Below are 19,476 nucleotides of genomic sequence, written 5' to 3' on the forward strand. Positions count from 1 at the left end.
AAAGTCTGGGATTGCTTTATATTTTATCTTCTATCGGCTTCTTCCGCATCTTTGGCCTGGCCTTCACCAAGTTCGTTGGCTTCAATACGTTCTTTAAATTCATTAATTATTCCACCTTTCAATAAAATATTAATTTGCCTGTCACTCATACTGTGTTTGGTTTCAAATTCCAATTTGTCACCATTCGCTTTTTTGACAATTACCTTAATATTATTTCGGTTTATAATGTCTTCACGCAGGTTTCTAAAAATCACCTGATCATCCTGCTCTATTTTATCATAGTCGGCAATATCTATAAACTCTAAAGGAAGAATTCCGAAGTTCACAAGGTTTTGCCACGCAATCCTTGCATAACTATTGGCAATTACCGCAACCTGACCTAAGTATTTTGGTGCGATTGCCGCGTGCTCCCTACTAGAACCCTGGGCATAATTATCTTTTGCAACTACAATATGGCCGCCGTGTTCGCCTTTGGCTTTCATAGCACGATCATAAAATGTCTCGTCAATAACTGTATAAGAATATTTACTGATTTCTGGCAGATTACTTCTAAAAGGTAGCACCTCTGCTCCTGCTTTCAGGATTTCATCGGTAGAAACATTATCTCCCATTTTCAGCATAACAGGTACACTATATTTATTCTGCATAGGTTCAATATAGGGAAGCGATTTAATGTTTGGACCTTTTTGAAGTTCAACTTTAGAACCATCTTCTGGCGGAGCAACCAGCATATCTTCTTTAATAATTTGAAATTCAGGATATTCAAACTTAGGATATTTCATATTGTACAATTTCTCCATATCCCTTGGATCTGTAATTTTTCCGGTTAAAGCTGAAGCTGCAGCAGTCTCCGGGCTACACAAATGCACCTGATCGTCTTTTGTACCTGAACGATCGGGGAAATTTCTTGGCATAGTACGTAAACTAATAGTGTTGGATGCCGGTGCCTGTCCCATACCTATACAACCCATACATCCTGATTGGTGAAAACGCGCTCCTGCCTTAATTAAGTTAGCAAACGTCTTGTTTTCAATCATATTCTGGATAATCTGTCTTGAAGTTGGATTTATATCAAAAGAAACATCACTACTAATAGCTTTATCTTCTACCATAGCTCCCGCTATCCAAAAATCACGTAAACCGGGATTTGCCGAAGAACCAATAACCACCTGGCTAATTGGTTTTCCTGCTACTTCACTCACCGGAACAACATTCCCGGGACTGGTTGGCAGTGCAATTAATGGAACAAGTTCGTCTAAAATAATTTCTTCGTGAAGATCGTATTCGCAACCTTCATCGGCTACTAATTCTCTCCAGTCGTCTTCACGTTTCTGAGACTTCAGGAATCTCTTTGTTTCTCCATCACTTGGGAAGACGGTTGTGGTAGCACCAAGTTCGGCGCCCATATTTGCAATTACGTGGCGGTCCATAGCGCTTAAATTCTTAAGACCGTCACCATAATATTCTATTACTTTTCCTACTCCGCCTTTAACATCATGGCGGCGTAGCATTTCCAGGATCACATCTTTAGCACTTACCCAGTCTGGTAAATTCCCGGTAAGTTTTACTCCCCAAACTTGTGGCATTTTCACGAAATATGGTTGCCCGGCAATTGCCGCCGCCACATCAAGTCCGCCGGTTCCAATGGCCAGCATTCCTAACGAACCCGCTGCGGGGGTGTGACTATCTGAACCAACCATTGTTTTTCCTGGTTTCCCGAAGCGTTCCATATGCACGGGGTGGCTTACTCCATTTCCGGGTCTACTATACCAAAGTCCGAATTTTTGTGCTGCCGAAAGTAAAAACAAGTGGTCATCGGCATTTTTAAAATCGGTTTGTAGGAGGTTGTGATCTACATACTGTACGGCTACTTCAGTTTGAGCTTTCTCCAATCCCATGGCTTCCAGTTCCAACTGTACCAATGTTCCAGTAGCATCCTGAAGCAAAGCCTGATCTATTTTTATTCCTATTTCCTTTCCGGGAATCATTTCTCCCTTGAGCAAATGTTCTTTAATTAATTTTTGAGTTACGTTTAATTTAGACATAGTTGGTTGCTTTTAGCCATTAAAATATTACAATTTATAATAACAAGGAGTGTGTTTAACAATATCTTATATCTTAATAATTAAGCTTAACTCCTTATGGATAAAATGATAATGCAAAATTATAGCATAAAAAAAGCCACAAATACAGAAGCTTCTTCTTCCTTATTTATGGCTTCTTCTAAAAAAGCTGTTTGAAAAATAACCTTTACAATATTCTGAACCTTAGTTGGGAATATTCAGCCAGTTACTTTCGAAACAGCTTAATTAATCTTCTAACTTCTGCTTAATGCATTTAAAATATCGGTTTGTTGACCTTCTTCAATATTGAAACCTGGTTTTCCTTTTCGCGGAAATAAATAAGTAAATTCTTCATCAAAAGCGCTCCAGCTTCCTGCCAATCCAAAATCGTCATTAGATTTATCCATTTTTGGCCTTTTGAAGGTATTCAAATCAGAATCGTATGGAGAGCCTTCTGCATCTTCACCCGGGAATAACATTCCATCATTAATTTCAGAATAAATTACTACTGAAGCTCCGCCGTTTCCGGGCAGATCAAATACTTTTAAACCGAAATCTTTTAGAACTCCTTTTCTTTCGGTAATATCTTTAGTTTTAAAACTGTCTTTAAAATTGTTTCGTGGATGTGCGAAAACCGGTGCTCCACCGGCATCTTCAGAAATGGTTTTTAAATCGGCATAGGCATCTTTTAAAATACCATCACAAGTAATTAAAATACCTTTTATTTTATAGCCATCGGTTACCAGTTTCTTTACGGCATCTTTTGTAGACTTTTCTACTACATCTATTAGTAGAATATCCTGCCTGTTTATATGTCTTATGGCATATCCCTGGTTAAAAACACCATCTTTTTCTTCTCCCTTAATAATAAATGTGTCGGGAATTAACTTTAAAAATTTACCGCTTTCACCTTTTTCAACAAATTCGGCACTTTGGCTGTGTAGCACTTCCATCTTATCAACAGTCTTCATAATCAAAATCGTTTTAAATTAGTTGATTCAAGATACAAATAAGGCTAAGCTTTCACAATACTGAAATCGGGTTTTAGGACATATTTAACGAGACTGCGTAAGCCGAATAATTTCCGTGATGGGAAAGGCTAAACGGAATTTGCAGATTATCACCACGGTAAGTTAAAAATGGGATTCCCTGCTTGTCTTTACTAATGTTAAGGGATTCTAATGGAATGTTTTTCTGCGCAGCAATTTTCTGAAGTAGCCTGAGTCTCGAATTTTTATTTTCTGAAATCAGTGAGAACTCAGTGTTTGCAGTAGAAGTATGGATCATAGTTGGAAAAAAGATCGAATTGATTTGAAAAACGTCTTCCTCGAAACACACTACTCCCCTCGCCTTTCCCAGTTTAATTTTAACCTGCTCGCAAACAAATCGTTTAGGATTATAAAACCGATCCAGCTTGTATTTACGCTGAACTGCTTTATAAGCCGCTTCTTTCATACTCCACAATAACCAGACCTTCAGTTCAGGATCCTTTGAATTCAGAATAAAAGCCTGTTCTTTTTCTGTAAACAGTTTTTGAAGAAATCCCTGCCTTTGCCAGTTACTCTGGTTGCGAATCAGGTTTAGGTCTATGATATCGTTTCCAATCACGCTGAGGCCAGTTTACGCTCAATGATATTCTTTGCATCGCCAACGGTTAACATCCCTTCCATAGAATCGTTGTCAATTTCAATATTAAACTCGTCTTCCACATCAAGGATCACATCTACCAGGTTAGCTGAATTTACTTCCAGATCTTTAATAAAATCGGTTTCTTCGTTAAAATTCTCCAAACCTTCCTTTCGCTGTGTGTAAGGCGTCACAATCTTTTTTATGGAATCTAGTATTTCTTTATCGTTCATCATTTTTATATAGTACTATATTTATTTTGAAAACCTAAAGTTTTCTATTTTAATCGGTGCACAGTTTTCTGTAACAAGGTGATCTTATAACGGGGTTACGTTGTTTTATATTTACACAACTCTGTTACATCTTCACTGTATTACTTCATGCTTGATCACTTCATTACTCGTTTAAAAATAACCACGGAATTCACATCTCCAAAGCCAAAACTTGATTTAGCTAAAATATTAATCGGTTTTTTTAACGTTTTGCGTGGGATTTTCTCTTCGGAAACTAACTCAGAAATTTCCGGATTCAATTCTTCGCAATTCACATTTCCGAAGATAAAGTTTTTATCCATCTGAAGCACGCCTGCCACGCATTCTATACTTCCCGAAGCAGCCAGGCAATGCCCCGTCATTCCTTTTAAAGAATTTATATACGGAAAATCCTCCCTTTTGAGCGCTTTTTTCCAGTTTTCAATTTCCAGGGCATCTTTAGTGGTAGCGGTAAGATGCCCGTTAATCGCATCAATTTCTTCCGCTGAAATTTCAGAAAAACGAAGTGCTTCTTTAATACATCTAACCACTGCTTCGCTGTTTGCGGCTGTCATACTGCCACCACCTCTTTGGCCGCCACTATTTACAGCGCCTCCCAAAACTTCAGCATAAATTTTAGCTCCTCGCGCTTTAGCAGATTCATATTCTTCTAATACTAAAGCTCCTGCTCCACTTCCCGGGACAAAACCACAGGCCGTTGTACTCATTGGCCGGGAAGCTTCGGTTGGGTTTGCATTATATTTTGAAGGCAAAATTCGCATCGCATCAAAACCGCCCCAAATATATGGTCCATGATCACTGCAGCTGCCAACCAGCATGCGTTTTGCTTTTCCGGCAGCAATTCTTTCAAAACCCATCAATAAAGCTTCGGTTCCCGTAGTACAGGCCGAAGAATTGGTAGTCACCTGATTTCCACAACCTAAAATACCGCCTAAATAAGCGCTAATTCCGCTTGCCATAGTTTGCATAACGCTGGTGCTTCCCAACCTTCTGGTTTTCCCCGCATCAATAAGATTGATGGCTTCTCTAAACTTATCTACACCCAGAATTCCGGTGCCAAAAATAATCCCGCTATCCCAATCTGGTGATTCGTTTCCTTGAATTTCAAGTCCGGCGTCCTTCCACGCATCAGTACCGGCGATTACGCCATAAACAATTCCGCTGGAATTAAGACCTCGTAGTTGCAAGGGAGTAAAATATTTAGCAATTTTTTCTTCTGAAACTTGGGGTTTTCCGGCAATCTGACAACTAAATTTTAAATGTTTCAGTTCTTCTTCAAACCTAATTCCGCTTGTTCCTTTACGAAGCGCATCTTCAAAATCGGCCAGGCCTACTGCATTTGGTGCAACGACTCCCATTCCGGTTATGACTATTCGTTTTTTCATCAAAAAAGCTTTCTAAGCAGATTCATTTTTTATCATCCCGGCGATCTTTCCGCGGCAAATCAGTTTGTCTTGCTTATCATACATCCTTACTTCACATTTCAATTTATTAAATCGATAAAACAGTTTTTCGGAAACTACTTTTACCGTTTCCCCGGGAAAAACCGGCAGATAAAAATCTATTTCCGAAGAACTTAACGCAAGTTTTATATCATTTGATTCGGTTTTTTCATTTTCAAGAAGAAAAATTCCCAAACAAACCACACCAATTTGAGCCATACATTCGGTTAAAATAACTCCGGGTGTGACGGGATTGTCTTTAAAATGGCCTTTATAGAAAAAGGAGTTTTCTGGAAATGTATAAATCCCTTCCGCAGACTTTTCGTTTACTTTCAGCAATTCATCCACAAATAAAAATGGAGATGAATAAGGCAGCTTTTCGAGTATATTTTTGAAATCCAAATGCTAATTACTTTAAATGTTCCCCACCATTTACTGGAATAATAGTTCCTGTAATCCATCCGGCTTCGTCTTTACTTAACAGGTAAACCACGTTAGCTACATCGTTAGGAACGGTAAGCCTTTTAAACGGATTATGTTTTAGCGCGTGCACACGCAAGGTTTCGTTGCCGGGAATCATCTGGAAAGATCTCGTAACAGTAACTCCTGCCTGTATACAATTCGCACGAATACCGTGTGGTGCAAATTCCAGGGCGATGCTTCGGGTTATAGATTCCAGCGCAACTTTTGCTGCAGAAACCGCCGCATAATTAGCCCAGGCTTTTTTATTGCCTTCGCTGGTAAAAGAAATAATTCGGGCATCTTTAGCAAAAATTTTAGCCTTAAAAATGGCTTTTGTCCAGTCGTAAAGACTAATCGCCATCGCATCTATAGTGATTTGAAAATCTACGTTGTCTAATGTAGGTTCCTCACCGGTCATTGGTTTCAGGTTACCTTTAGCAATACTATGCACCAGCGTTCTAATTTTACCTTCTGGTCCTATAATTTTAGAAATTTCTTCAATTAGATTTTGACGTTTTTCAGCATTGGTAGCGTCTACATTAAAACTTTCAAACTGAACATCGTGTTCCCTAATATCTTCAAAAGCTTCTTCTATTTCAGCAATATCGGTTCTTCTATCACGATGTACAATAATTATATTCATCCCGTGATGGGCGAGTTTCCTGGCAGTAGCAAACCCAAGGCCTGTACTTCCGCCTAAAATAATTGCCCAGTAATTGCGATCTTTAAATTCTGTTACCATTCCAATAAAATTCTTTGTGCCGAAAATCCGGGCCCAAAACTCAACATTAAGCCTTGTTCGCCGGGTTTTGGCTGTTTTTTCATAAACTCCTCCAATACATACAATACGGTGGCACTGCTCATGTTTCCGTAGCGCCTAAGTACTTCACGGGTTTCGTCTATATTCTTTCCTAAGTTACCAAAAAGATCTTCAACTGTTTGCACAATTTTTTTTCCACCGGGATGAAATATTAGGTGATCTACCTTTTCTATATTGGAGTTAAGTTTTTGCAGGAATGGATGAACAATCTCAGGAAAATGCGAGGCGATGGTTTGCGGTACAGCTTCATCTAAGATCATTTTGAGTCCGTGGTTGGTGAGATCAAAACCCATTAGATGGGTAGCTTCATAAAAATGATACATTTCTTCTCCCAGTATTTTTGGGCCGGTTGAATCTTCTTCCGAAGAAAGCAATACACAAGCAGCACCATCACCAAAAATAGCCGCGCTTACCATATTGGCCATAGAAAAATCGTCTAATTGAAATGTAGCCGTAGGGCTTTCAACAGCGATTACTACTGCACGTTTCCCGGGATTGGCCTTAAGAAAATTTGCCGCATAGATTATCCCAGATATTCCTGCCGCACAGCCCATTTCGGTAATCGGGAGTCGGGTAATGTCCTGGCGCATTTCCAGCTCATTTATAAGGTATGCATCTAAAGAAGGAATCATAATCCCCGTACAGCTCACAGTGATTATAAAATCTACCGAATTTGCTTCCCACCCATTACTCTGCAAAGCTTTCTGTAGAACATTTTTACCAAGTTTCTTGACTTCCCGAACGTAAATATTGTTCTTATCTTCAAAAGAAGTCGCGGTAAAAACTTCTTCGGGGTCCATAATGGAATAACGTTTATCCACACCGGCGCCTTCAAATATCTTTAGCACTTTTCTCCGATAGCGATCGTCCTGATCTGCCAGCCAACTTTCTACCATCGGCAGAATATCTTTGGTTTCCCTCGCAAACTCAGGTAATTCTTTTTCTACGCCTACAATTTTTACACTCATATTTTTTCTTTCTGAATAATCCATCGGTAGCGAAAAGCCCACTTCCAGGTTATTTGATGATTTGCTTGCGGAATTTCCCCGGCAAAATCCATTAATTCGTCTTTTTTGAAACCTCGTAATATGGAAGTCAGTCCGTCTTTCCTGGCAATCTCATTATTGATAAAAACCGCACAAAAAGCCTGAAACAATCTATAAGCAAGTTTGGAGCGATGCAAATCGTTAATCACCACGCCTAATCGCGATTGGCTGTTGAATAAGTTTAATAATTCTAAAATTTCCCGGTTTTTAAAGTGATGTAGCGTCAAGGTACACAATATGATATCACAATAAAAACTCCTGAAATCTTCGCTAAAAATATCTAAAGCTCGAAATTCTATTTCTTGAAACCCGACGGACATTTTTTCACCAATTCTTACAGCGTGGGTATTGGCATCAATTCCCGTAAGTTTAAGTTTATAGCCATTTTTTCTTCCCCATCTCGCGATTTCCCGAAGTACGGCGCCATTCCCACAACCCACATCTGTAATATGAATCTCCTGTGTTTTAGGCTGATTTCTTACAATACTTTTTACACCCTCTAATGTGATCTTGTTTCCACCGAGCCATTTATTAATATTATCCAGGTCACGCAGGGTTTTGTCCAGTTCTTTTCCCTGGAGGTCAAAATCGTCCATAATCTCAACTGCGCTTGTTCTCTTTGAGGTATCTATTCTCATATAATGGGTTGCCCGTGGGTTTTACTGATAATTTTCTCTAACAAGTACGGGAATTTTTTGACCAGATTTTGTGAAGTTGAAGCCAAAAAGGGATTGATGAGAATTTTTTGTAAAATTCGTCCCGTTCTTAGTCTATTCCTGAAATTATTATTCCAGTGCTTTCGGTATTCATTTTCAAGATTTTTCCGGTCTAAATTATTTCCGCGGAAATTACTTAAAACAGCTTCTGAAGCGATTTTTGCAGAATGAATAGCCATTGCCATTCCATTCCCGCAAAGCGGATGAATTAAGCCGGCCGCATCACCCAGCATTAAAATATGATTATTGATAACCGATTTTTCCTGAAAAGAGATTTGGGCAATACTCAAATCTTTTTCAAAAATTGGTTTAGCGTTTTTAAAAAATTCTTTTAAGTAGGCATTTTGAAACATTACTTTCTCTTTGAATTCTGCTGTATTCCTATACTTTTTAAAACTTTTATAAGAAACCATATAACAGGCGTTCACTGCCCCGGTTTCAGTTTTTGATAAACCACAATAACCTCCTTCAAAATTATGAAGCGCCACTAAATCCTCCGGAAATTTAGGATTTTCATAATGGCCTTTTACCGCAAGCCAGGAAGATTTTTCCTGAATAAATTCCCGTTCCAGGTCTTTATCAAGATTAGAGCGTTTTCCAAATGCTCCCAACACTAAAAATGCCTTTAATTCTTTGCCCGAAGAAAGTTTCAGCTTAAAACTATCATCTTTAAAATTTATATTTTCGACTGAATCAATTAGAATTTCAGCGCCGTTTTCTTCAGCTTTATTGAAAAGAAAATCATCCAAGGCATAGCGGCTTAGTCCCATTCCTCCCAGGTGTAGAGGAGTTTCATTAGATTTAGCATTCTGGGTGCTGTAAAGTAGTTTGTTAATTTTTACCGGTTTTAAATCTTTTTCAAGATCAATGTCAAGGGAATTCAAATAAGGAACTATTTCGTTGGAAAGGTATTCCCCGCAGACTTTATGCCTTGGATAAGCCTTTTTTTCTATAAGCAAAACTTTTTTCCCTTCACGGGAAAGATGAATTGCAGCCGTTAATCCCGCCAGGCCTCCACCCACTATAATTACTTGAAAATCTGCCATCCGTTGAAGATAAATAAAAGCATAAAAAAATCCCGGAAAATTCCGGGATTTAATAATTGTTTGAATGGTTAAAAGTTAATTTTTTTCTTCTGCCTGTTTTTTGGCTTCTTCTACCATTTCCTCGCTTGCAACAATCGCCAGCTCTACCCTACGGTTTTTAGCACGGCCTTCAGCAGTTGAATTATCATATTTTGGCTGAGCTTCGCCATACCATTTCGTATTAAATCGTCCGCTGCTTAGTCCCTGGCTTGTTAAATAATTAGTCACGGCCTGAGCCCTGTTTTTAGAAAGCGTAAGGTTATAAGTTTCACTACCGGTATTATCGGTGTGTCCCTCTACAAGGATATTAGAATCTGGATATTCTTTAAAAATATCGGCCAGCTTATTTAAAGTTCCCTGAGATTTAGCATTGATATTATATTTCTCTGTATCAAAATATACCCCGCTACTTTCATCAAAAGTTACGTTTATACCTTCACCAACTCTTTCAACTTCAGCACCAGGAATTTCCTGTTCTATTTCTTTGGCCTGTTCGTCCATACGGTTACCAATAATGGCTCCGGCGGCTCCACCTACAACTCCACCAATAATGGCACCAAGTGCGGTATTTCCATCGCCGGTATTGTTTCCAATAACACCGCCAATAACCGCTCCACCGGTTGAACCAATTACGGCTCCTTTTTGTTTATTATTAGCATTTTTTGTGGCTTCACAACCAAAAAGCAAGGTAGCCGCAAAAAGTACCGCAAACATTCTATTTATAATAGTCTTCATAGTAAATTTATTTATTTAAAGTTTAGAAAAATTCATTCTTATCACAAACGGAGAACCTTCAAGCATCACAGATTGCTCCCAAACCATTTGGGTTTCTGAAAGTGATTTTAAATTCATTCGGAAACCCTGGTCTCCGGTTGTTGAGTTATAATCTTCATCGGTTGGTTTCAATAAAAAGTCAAAGATTCCTTCCGGTGTATTTTCTTCATCTATAGACCAGATAAAATAACGTTGCCCGCCACTGCAGTTAGTTCCCTGAACGTTATATGCTCCTCTATTATTATTAGAAACGAAATTCCAGGTACTGTTCTCAAAACAGGAAGCATTAGCATCATTTAATAAGGTTACATCAAACTCACCAGAACTATTTGGGTAAGTTACACTGGTAAGTGTCCAGTTACCATTAAAAGTTTTTCTGGCTTCTTTTGCAGTTTTACTGGTTCCGCAAGCTGCTAAAAGCACGGCTACAAAGCCAAGAATAAATAATTTTTTCATTAGTTAGTTATTTGGGTTATACATAAAAACCCAATGTTTGCCGATTATCACCTGGCGCAATACATTGGATTTTGTCCTTTATATTTATTAAGTTTTTTATCTTCTAAAAAGCCTGCTTACTAATGAAATCACTAATAATACCAGGAAAATGTAGAAAATTATTTTTGCAATATCTGCAAAACCTTCGGCAATTCCACCAAAACCAAAAATGGCAGCGACCAAAGCAATGATCAGAAAAATAACGATTAAACGTATCATAATAGTACAGTTTTTGATTAGTTAAATCTAAATTACAGTAGGTGTAGTCCTAAGACAAAAGATTATTAATACTTTAACAGCAGAACTGTTAAGGATTCTTAAAATCTGTAATTTTTGGGCGACTTATTATTAATAGTCTATTAATTGCTGTAATTTTTCCTTTAATCTATTCTTCGGAAGGTAACCTTCTTCGAGTGCTGAAGCAAACGGAATTGGAGTTTCCCCACTGCCTAATCGCATTACTGGAGCATCTAAATACTCAAAACATTCTTCTGAAATAATTGCTGAAATTTCTGAAGCCAAACTGCCAAAAAGGGAATCCTCAGTTAATACCAGTACTTTCCCTGTCTTTTTAACCGAATTAATTATGGCCTCTTTATCTAAAGGTTGCAGGCTGCGAAGATCAATTAACTCTATGTTTTCTAATCCTGTTGCTTGTAAAGTCTCTAAAGCCCAGTGAACTGCTGCGCCATAGCTAATAATGCTGAGTTTTTCTCCTTCTTTTAATACGGAAGCCTTCCCGAATGGCAAGGTGTAATAATCTACCGGTACTTCTTGGCGAATGCTTCGGTAAAGGGCTTTATGTTCAAAAAACAATACCGGGTTTGGATCGTTAAAAGCGGTATTCAACAAACCTTTGGCATCATACGGAAATGCTGGATAAACCACTTTTAAGCCTGGAACCTTGGTAAACCAGGCCTCGTTTGTCTGACTATGAAATGGACCTGCTCCCACTCCTGCGCCGCAGGGCATTCGAATGACTACATCGGCATTTTGATTCCAGCGGTAATTGCTTTTGGCCAGGTAATTTACGATAGGATTAAAGCCGGAACTCACAAAATCTCCAAATTGCATCTCTACCATAGCTTTCAATCCACCAATAGAAAGTCCCATTGCGGTTCCCACGATAGCAGATTCACAAATGGGTGTATTTCTAACCCTATCCTTGCCAAATTCTTCTAGCAATCCTTCGGTGATTTTGAAGACTCCACCGTATTCTGCAATATCCTGTCCCATTAAAACCAGGGAATTATGCTGTTGCATAGATTGTTTTACGGCTTGCGAAATAGCGTCTATAAATCTTATATTTTCAGTTTCTGAATTGTATTTAAATTCCTGATATATAAACTCTTGATAAACATCACTTAATTCTTTAGTTTCATCGTATTCTGAAGCAGCTTCTTTATTTACCTTTCTTAAATTCTCGTCTATTTCAGTTTTAATTTCATTTTTAAAATGAGCATCCTGCTCTTCAGAAAGTATATTTTCATCTACTAAAAATCTCCTGTAGTTTTCTACTGGATCTTTTTGTTGCCAGAATTGCATTAATTCTTCAGGAACATATTTGGTACCGCTAGCTTCCTCGTGGCCACGCATTCTAAAAGTTTTAAATTCCAGTAAAACTGGCCGTGGCTTTTCTCTTATACTTTTAGCGATCTCTGATACTTTGGTATATACTTCTATAACATTATTCCCGTCTATAATATGAGATTCCATTCCATAACCTTGAGCACGATCAGCTAAATCATTACAACGATATTGTTCGTTTGTTGGTGTGGAAAGTCCGTAACCGTTATTTTCTATGCAAAACAAAACCGGCAAATCCCAAACCGATGCAATATTAAGGGCTTCGTGAAAATCACCTTCACTGGTTCCGCCTTCCCCGGTAAAAACTGCGGTAACTTTGTTTTCTTTCCTCAGCTTATGGGCTAAAGCAATTCCATCGGCTACACCAAGCTGAGGGCCCAGATGAGAGATCATTCCAATAATCTTATATTCCTGAGTTCCAAAATGAAAACTACGATCACGCCCTTTTGTAAATCCGTTTTGCTTGCCCTGCCATTGTGAAAACAGGCGGTCTAAAGGAACGTTTCTCGATGTGAACACTCCCAGGTTTCGGTGCATCGGTAAAATATACTCGTCGGCATTCAGAGATTTGGAAACCCCTATAGAGATCGCTTCCTGGCCAATTCCGCTAAACCATTTTGAAATTTTTCCCTGTCTAAGCAGAATTAGCATTTTTTCTTCAATTAAACGGGGCTTTAAAAGCGCTGCATACAGGTCTAATAACTGCGCTGAAGAAAGTTTATCTTTTTCAAAATATATGGATGATTCTGTTGTAGAATTTGGTTGCATAATATGTGATTGTTCACCAAATGTAACCAAAAATATAAATGCTAAGAAATATAAAAACCCTCGTCAACTCCGTATTTTTATTTAACTTTGTGTGTTAAATTCTCAAAAAACAAAGCATATTATGGCGATGAATAATATTCCCAGCGTAGATCTTGCCGATTTTCTATCTGGAGATCCAAATAGAAAACAAAAATTTGTTGATGAAATTGGTAAGGCCTACGAGGAAATTGGTTTTGTAGCCTTAAAAAACCATTTTCTTGATAGTGAGCTGGAAGAAAATCTATATAAAGAAGTAAAAGGTTTTTTTGGCTTACCATTAGAGGTTAAGAAAAAATATGAAATTGAAGGCCTTGCGGGCCAGAGAGGTTATATTTCTTTCGGAAAAGAACACGCTAAGGGTAAAAAAGAAGGTGATCTTAAGGAATTCTGGCATTTTGGTCAGGAACCGGCTGAAGACGCTAAGCTTACCGAAGAATATCCTGAAAATGTTCAGGTTTCTGAACTAAAGGATTTTAATAAAGTTGGAATGGAAGCCTATAGAATGCTGGAGAAAACCGGTATTTATGTATTGCGGGCTTTAGCTTTATATATTGGTCTTGAAGAACATTATTTTGATCACTGGGCCAGCAACGGGAACAGTATTCTAAGACCTATCCACTACCCTCCAATTACCGAAGAGCCTAAAGGCGCGGTTAGAGCAGGCGCTCATGGAGATATAAATCTTATTACTTTGCTAATGGGAGCTTCTACCGGTGGTTTACAGGTGTTGAGAAAAGATGGTGAATGGATTGATGCTGTACCACAAGAAGACGAGTTGGTGATTAATGTGGGAGATATGCTAGAAAGACATACGAACAATAAGTTGCGTTCTACGATTCACAGGGTAATTAACCCACCAAAAGAAGAATGGAGCAAACCCAGATATTCCATACCTTTCTTTATGCACCCAAGAAGTGAAATGCGACTTGATTGCCTGGAAGAATGTATAGATGAAGAAAATCCAAAACAATACGAAGATATTACTGCCGGTGATTTTTTACACCAACGCCTGGTAGAAATCGGACTTCTAAAAAAATAAATTATGGCGAAGAAAAAACTCGGGCTTGAAGATTTAGGCGGTTTTGTTTTTTCTACAAATGATGATTTTGAAGGAAATGAACACCAGGAAACCGATGAAACTTTAGATCCCGAAGATCAACAACTTGAAGCACATTTTAGCAGTAAAGGTCGCGGTGGTAAAACCGTAACCATTATTAAAGGTTTTCAGGGTACTAATGATGATTTAGTGGTGCTTGGAAAAAAGCTAAAGAAGAAATGTGGTGTTGGTGGTTCGGCTAAAGATGGTGAAATTATTATTCAGGGAGATGATCGTGAAAAGATTATGGAACTGCTTAGAAAAGATGGTTATAATGTTAAACGTGTTGGTGGTTAATTTACACCTACTTTTAAATTCCCCCAATGGATAGAGCCCTGCATATTGTAAATGGTGATAGTTTAACCGAACAGGTTGAAGAACTCGACCTTCCCGGTCAAATTATTGTATGGAGGGAATTACTATGCGAAGGGCCGAGTATTAAAGAAGTTGGATCTTCAGAATTTATTAAACAACGTGAGAAGTTTTTAAAAGAGACCTACGATATTTCTGCAGAAAACTATCAGGAGCGCTTTGTTTCTCAGCTTAAAAAATTAAAGGCGGCTAAAGATTACGATCACGTGGTACTCTGGTTTGAATTCGATCTTTTTTGCCATATAAATATGATAGCGACGATAAGTTTTTATCATGAACATAAACCAAAGGTTCCTTTTTATCTGGTTTGTAGTAAGCGATTAAAAGGCGAAGACGAATTTTTACCACTTTCCAGACTTTCGGAAAAGCATTTGCTAAACCATTTTAAGCATAAAATTCAGTTACAGGAAAAAGACCTGGAGATTGCCACTTTAGTTTGGGAACTTTATTGCGGTAGCGATCCTATGAAACTCAAAAAACAAATAAAGAAAACTTCAAATTTTGAATATCTTTCCAGTTGTATCAGGGCTCATATAGAACGCTTTCCTAATAGTAAAACCGGTATTAATTCGCTGGAGCGAAATGTACTTAAACTGGTAGAAAATCAGAAAATCACCTCAAATAATCAGTTACTGGGCTATGCCTTGCAATACCAGGGTTATTATGGATATAGTGATTCTCAAATGGAAAGAGTACTTAAAAAATTAGCTATTTTTTATACCCTGGAAGGCGAGCGCGTTGTATTGACAGCTAAAGGCCAGGATGCTTTAAATCAAAAGAAAAATTTTTACCAGGAACTTAAAAACGACGATTGTTTGGGAGGAGCTCGAGTTTTTGATTTTTTATATGATGCAGAATCCCATAAAGTTTTAAAATTATAGTATGCCAATAGAAGCTTCAGAATTTATACAAAACAGTGATGGTAGTGTCTATCATTTAAATTTATTGCCAAAACATCTCGCTAAAACCGTGATCTTAGTCGGCGATCCCGATCGTGTTGAAAGAATTACAAGACATTTTGATAGGATTGAATTCAAAATAAAAAAGCGGGAATTTAATACTCAAACCGGATATTATAAAGGGAAACGCATTAGTGTAATGTCTACGGGTATTGGTCCCGACAACATTGATATTGTGTTAAATGAGCTTGATGCGCTTGTAAACATAGATTTTGATACCAGGGAACTTAAAGAAGAATTAACAAGTTTAGATATTATAAGAATTGGAACCACCGGCTCTATTCAGAAGGAAATTCCGGTAGATTCATTTTTAATTAGTGAAAGTGCTATTGGTTTTGACGGACTTCTACATTTCTACGAGAGCGAACATATTCAGAATTCAGAATTTGCCCAAGCTTTTAGTAAACATTTAGACTGGTTCGAAAAGAAAGCCGCGCCTTATGTAATTGACGGGAGTGAGAATCTTATCTCCCATATGGAATCGTCTCGAGTTCATAAGGGTGTTACCGCCACTAATATTGGTTTTTACGGTCCACAGGGAAGGATTTTGCGCTTAGCGCTTCAGGATAATAAAATGAACGATAAACTGGCTTTATTTTCTTTCAATAATAGAAAAATCACGAATCTTGAAATGGAAACTTCAGCAATTTACGGCTTGTCTAAATTACTTGGGCATAATGCGATTTCAATGAACGCAGTAATTGCCAATAGAGCCGCCGGAACATTTTCTGAAAATCCTAAGAAAACCGTAGATGGGCTTATTCAATATAGTTTAGAACAGTTAGTGAAGTAGATTATTTCAGTATTTATAAAACAGAAAATAGAACATATTACTTTAAAGCATTAAATTCTCCTTATCGCATTTAACAGAAAATTAAAAGCAAACCTTTGCTCATATTCGTATTTTTAATTAAACCACTAACCAATAATGCAGGAACCACAAGAAATTCCATTAAGGCATAGAGACCTTAACTGGTTGAGCTTTAACGCAAGAGTCTTACAGGAGGCAGAAGATAAGATCAATCCGCTTTACGAGCGGATTCGTTTTTTAGCTATTTTTTCTTCCAACCTCGATGAATACTTTAGGGTTAGGGTTGCGCAACTTCGCCAAATGAAACGCGTGGAGAAAAGCATTCGCAAAAAACTCGCTTTAAAACCCACAAAAACCACAAAAGAAATTCTTGAGGAAGTTAAGCTTCAGCAACATAAATTCGGGGAGATTTATAAAATGCAAATCTTACCGGAATTAGCCAAAAATGGTATCTATCTAATAGATGCTGAACATTTTAATAAGGTTCAAAAAGAATTTGCGGGAAACTATTTTCAGCAGGAGGTAAAAGATCATATTAAACCTGAAATCATAGATCTTGAGGAAGAAAACGAACTGTTCCTACAAAACGCCGAATTGTATTTGGTGGTTAGTTTTACTAACAAGGAAAAGCTTGGGATTGTAAATATTCCCGTTGATGCCTGTGGAAGATTTGTAAAGCTGGAGGGCGATGGGGAAGAAAATTCAATTACCTATCTGGACGAAATTGTAAGGAGCCAGGTTAGTTCTATATTTAAAGATCAAAGTATTGAAGGGGTTTATGAAATTAAACTTTCCCGTGATGCCGAGCTTTATATCGAAGATATTTATGAAGGGGTTTTAGCTGAAAAAATCTACGATTCACTCGCCCAAAGAACCGATGGGCAACCCACGCGTTTGCTGTACGATGCTGAAATGCCCGATTTTCTTCATAAAAAAGTTAGAAAACTACTGAAGTTGGGCAAGATAGATATGATGCCGGGAGGAAAATATCACAATTTCAACGATTTCTTTTCTTTTCCCGATCCTACCAATAATCCCGAGCTACATTACGAAAAGCTTCCTGCAATAGAACATAAAATTTTATCGCAATCAAAGAATTATTTCGATACAATTTCAGAAAAAGACCAGGCGGTGCATTTTCCTTATATGTCTTTCTCCTATTTAGAAAATTTCCTGGAACAAGCCGTAAGCGACAAAAGCGTAACGGCAATAAAGATCTCTTTATACCGCGTTGCAGATGAATCCCGGTTAACAAGTTTACTTTTAAAAGCCTTAGAAAACGGAAAACAGGTTACCGTTTTTGTAGAAGCAAAAGCCAGGTTTGATGAGAAGAACAATATTATTTGGGGTCGAAAATTTGAGGAAAAAGGTGCCAATGTAATTTATTCATATCCAAAAATTAAAGTACATTCCAAAATTATGCTGGTGCAGCGTATGGAAGGCGAAGATTTGGTTAACTATTCCTATATAGGGACTGGAAATTTTAATAGTGAAACTTCAAAAATATATTGTGATCACGCTATTTTGACTTCTAACAAACAAATAACGAAAGAATTATCACGATTATTTAAAGTCCTGGAAGGAGAATTGATTATTCCGAGGGAAAAAAACCTTTTGATCTCCCCATTTTCGACACGACAGGAATTTATAAAACTTATCTATAACGAAATTGACTACGCACTGAAAGGTAAAAAAGGGAAGATCACGGCCAAAATGAACAGTCTTGAAGATCCCGAAATGATCGATCTACTTTATAAAGCCAGTAAGGCAGGAGTAGAGATAAGATTACTGGTTCGAGGCTTTACCTGTTTAATTCCGGGAGTTGAAGGTTTAAGTGAAAATATTTATATTACCAGTATTGTTGACCGCTATTTAGAGCATGGAAGAATTTACATTTTTGAAAATGGTGGCGATGAAAAAATGTATTATGGAAGCGCCGATTGGATGTCGCGTAACCTTTCCCGCCGTATAGAGGTGCTCTCCCCTGTCCTCGATAAAGATGTGGCGCAGGAATTTAAAGAGATCCTGGAGATTCAATTAAACGATAATGTAAAAGCAAGAGTCCAGGATGCCGATGAAAATAATGTTTACGTAAAGAGGAAGGAAACCGAGAAACCGGTGCGATCACAATACGAAATTTATAATTATTTAAAGAAAAAACATAGCAAATGAAAACTATAAAAGTAGGCGGTGTACCGGAACATTTTAACCTTCCCTGGCATTTATGTATAGAAGAAAAACTTTTTGAGACTCGTGGTCTAAACGTTATTTGGAAAGATTTTCCCGGTGGCACTGGTGCTATGAATAAAGCGTTGCGATCTGGTGAAATTGATGTGGCAGTAATTTTAACCGAAGGGATTTTAAAAGATATAATTTCCGGAAATGAAAGTAAGATTATTCAAACTTACATAGGTTCTCCTTTGGTTTGGGGAATTCACGTTGCTGCCGGTTCTAAATATAAATCGGTTGAAGAGCTTAAAAATACTAAGGCGGCGATTAGCCGTAAAGGGAGCGGCTCACATCTTATGGCTTATGTAAACGCTCAAAATCATCATTGGAATACCGAAGAGCTTCATTTTGAAATAGTTAAAGATCTAGATGGCGCGGTAGAGGCTTTACGAGATGATAAAGCCCAGTATTTTATGTGGGAACATTTCACCACCAAACCTTTAGTAGATAACCATACTTTTAGAAGACTTGCCGACTGCCCTACTCCCTGGCCGTGTTTTGTAATTGCTGCCAGAAATGAAAGTCTAAAGAATGAGCCGGAACGCATTAAGACAATGCTTGAGATTCTAAATACGGAAACCAGGCGTTTTAAAGATCTTCCGAAAATTGCCGAAAAATTAGCCGAAAAGTACGATCAGCGAATAGAAGATATCGAAAAATGGTTGGATATTACACATTGGAGTCAGGAGCAAATTTCTGAAGCTGAGGTAGAAAAGGTGCAGGACAAATTATTGGAGCTTAATTTAATTTCGAAAAAACAACGATCTTCCGAATTAATTCATAATTTGTAAGCCTAATAATCATCAATCATTAC

Annotated in this window: 20 protein-coding genes; 6 read left to right on the forward strand and 14 right to left on the reverse strand. The window is 37.8% G+C overall.

What is annotated here, in order from left to right; genetic code table 11:
- Positions 1-23 precede the first annotated feature (23 nt).
- The 14 genes from LB465_RS13195 to LB465_RS13260 all read right to left on the reverse strand — a co-directional run bounded on the left by LB465_RS13195 (position 24) and on the right by LB465_RS13260 (position 13,156).
- The gene (locus LB465_RS13195; protein WP_224470339.1) at positions 24-2,045 is read right to left on the reverse strand and encodes an aconitate hydratase; all 2,022 of its coding nucleotides are present in this window, start codon (positions 2,043-2,045) and stop codon (positions 24-26) included.
- Between the two features lie 272 nt (positions 2,046-2,317).
- Positions 2,318-3,034, reverse strand: a complete 717-nt coding sequence (locus LB465_RS13200; protein WP_224470340.1) for a hypothetical protein — start codon at positions 3,032-3,034, stop codon at positions 2,318-2,320.
- Positions 3,035-3,107: 73 nt separating this feature from the next.
- Entirely contained in the window at positions 3,108-3,671 is a 564-nt protein-coding gene (locus LB465_RS13205) for a 4'-phosphopantetheinyl transferase superfamily protein (protein WP_224470341.1), read from the reverse strand.
- Complete coding sequence (locus LB465_RS13210) at positions 3,668-3,922, reverse strand: acyl carrier protein (protein ID WP_224470413.1); 255 nt, start codon at positions 3,920-3,922, stop codon at positions 3,668-3,670. Before LB465_RS13210 ends, LB465_RS13205 begins: the two co-directional genes overlap by 4 nt.
- A gap of 155 nt (positions 3,923-4,077) precedes the next feature.
- Positions 4,078-5,346: a beta-ketoacyl-[acyl-carrier-protein] synthase family protein gene (locus tag LB465_RS13215; RefSeq protein WP_224470342.1), complete on the reverse strand. Its 1,269-nt coding sequence runs from the start codon at positions 5,344-5,346 to the stop codon at positions 4,078-4,080.
- Positions 5,347-5,358: 12 nt separating this feature from the next.
- Positions 5,359-5,805, reverse strand: a complete 447-nt coding sequence (locus tag LB465_RS13220; protein ID WP_224470343.1) for a 3-hydroxyacyl-ACP dehydratase FabZ family protein — start codon at positions 5,803-5,805, stop codon at positions 5,359-5,361.
- Between the two features lie 7 nt (positions 5,806-5,812).
- On the reverse strand, positions 5,813-6,607 hold the full coding sequence (locus LB465_RS13225; RefSeq protein WP_224470344.1) for an enoyl-ACP reductase FabI: 795 nt from the start codon (positions 6,605-6,607) through the stop codon (positions 5,813-5,815).
- The gene (locus LB465_RS13230) at positions 6,601-7,653 is read right to left on the reverse strand and encodes a type III polyketide synthase (RefSeq protein WP_224470345.1); all 1,053 of its coding nucleotides are present in this window, start codon (positions 7,651-7,653) and stop codon (positions 6,601-6,603) included. The genes LB465_RS13225 and LB465_RS13230 overlap by 7 nt, the downstream gene beginning before the upstream one ends.
- Positions 7,650-8,369 (reverse strand): methyltransferase domain-containing protein, encoded by a 720-nt coding sequence (locus LB465_RS13235; RefSeq protein ID WP_224470346.1) that lies wholly within the window; start codon positions 8,367-8,369, stop codon positions 7,650-7,652. The genes LB465_RS13230 and LB465_RS13235 overlap by 4 nt, the downstream gene beginning before the upstream one ends.
- The gene (locus LB465_RS13240; RefSeq protein ID WP_224470347.1) at positions 8,366-9,493 is read right to left on the reverse strand and encodes an NAD(P)/FAD-dependent oxidoreductase; all 1,128 of its coding nucleotides are present in this window, start codon (positions 9,491-9,493) and stop codon (positions 8,366-8,368) included. Before LB465_RS13240 ends, LB465_RS13235 begins: the two co-directional genes overlap by 4 nt.
- 75 nt (positions 9,494-9,568) lie before the next feature.
- Positions 9,569-10,267, reverse strand: a complete 699-nt coding sequence (locus tag LB465_RS13245; RefSeq protein WP_224470348.1) for an OmpA family protein — start codon at positions 10,265-10,267, stop codon at positions 9,569-9,571.
- Positions 10,268-10,282: 15 nt separating this feature from the next.
- Positions 10,283-10,762: a lipocalin family protein gene (locus LB465_RS13250; RefSeq protein ID WP_224470349.1), complete on the reverse strand. Its 480-nt coding sequence runs from the start codon at positions 10,760-10,762 to the stop codon at positions 10,283-10,285.
- A 96-nt stretch (positions 10,763-10,858) separates the two neighbouring features.
- Positions 10,859-11,020 (reverse strand): DUF1328 domain-containing protein, encoded by a 162-nt coding sequence (locus tag LB465_RS13255; RefSeq protein ID WP_070055250.1) that lies wholly within the window; start codon positions 11,018-11,020, stop codon positions 10,859-10,861.
- Between the two features lie 129 nt (positions 11,021-11,149).
- Entirely contained in the window at positions 11,150-13,156 is a 2,007-nt protein-coding gene (locus LB465_RS13260; protein WP_224470350.1) for an alpha-ketoacid dehydrogenase subunit alpha/beta, read from the reverse strand.
- A 127-nt stretch (positions 13,157-13,283) separates the two neighbouring features.
- Here LB465_RS13260 and LB465_RS13265 point away from each other — a divergent pair, with 127 nt between their 5' ends.
- The 6 genes from LB465_RS13265 (at position 13,284) to LB465_RS13290 (ending at position 19,453) form a co-directional block, all read left to right on the forward strand.
- A complete protein-coding gene (locus tag LB465_RS13265) occupies positions 13,284-14,234 on the forward strand; it encodes an isopenicillin N synthase family dioxygenase (RefSeq protein WP_224470414.1) in 951 nt (316 codons plus the stop codon).
- A gap of 3 nt (positions 14,235-14,237) precedes the next feature.
- Positions 14,238-14,588, forward strand: a complete 351-nt coding sequence (locus LB465_RS13270; protein ID WP_224470351.1) for a translation initiation factor — start codon at positions 14,238-14,240, stop codon at positions 14,586-14,588.
- A gap of 26 nt (positions 14,589-14,614) precedes the next feature.
- Positions 14,615-15,544, forward strand: coding sequence for a DUF1835 domain-containing protein (locus LB465_RS13275; protein ID WP_224470352.1), 930 nt, complete (start codon positions 14,615-14,617; stop codon positions 15,542-15,544).
- A gap of 1 nt (position 15,545) precedes the next feature.
- Positions 15,546-16,415, forward strand: coding sequence for a nucleoside phosphorylase (locus tag LB465_RS13280; RefSeq protein ID WP_224470353.1), 870 nt, complete (start codon positions 15,546-15,548; stop codon positions 16,413-16,415).
- Positions 16,416-16,550: 135 nt separating this feature from the next.
- Positions 16,551-18,605, forward strand: a complete 2,055-nt coding sequence (gene ppk1 / locus LB465_RS13285; RefSeq protein ID WP_224470354.1) for a polyphosphate kinase 1 — start codon at positions 16,551-16,553, stop codon at positions 18,603-18,605.
- A complete protein-coding gene (locus tag LB465_RS13290) occupies positions 18,602-19,453 on the forward strand; it encodes a substrate-binding domain-containing protein (RefSeq protein ID WP_224470355.1) in 852 nt (283 codons plus the stop codon). The genes ppk1 and LB465_RS13290 overlap by 4 nt, the downstream gene beginning before the upstream one ends.
- Positions 19,454-19,476: the final 23 nt, after the last annotated feature.

The organism is Salegentibacter lacus (assembly GCF_020164555.1).
In the GTDB taxonomy this organism is placed as follows: Bacteria; Bacteroidota; Bacteroidia; order Flavobacteriales; family Flavobacteriaceae; genus Salegentibacter; species Salegentibacter lacus.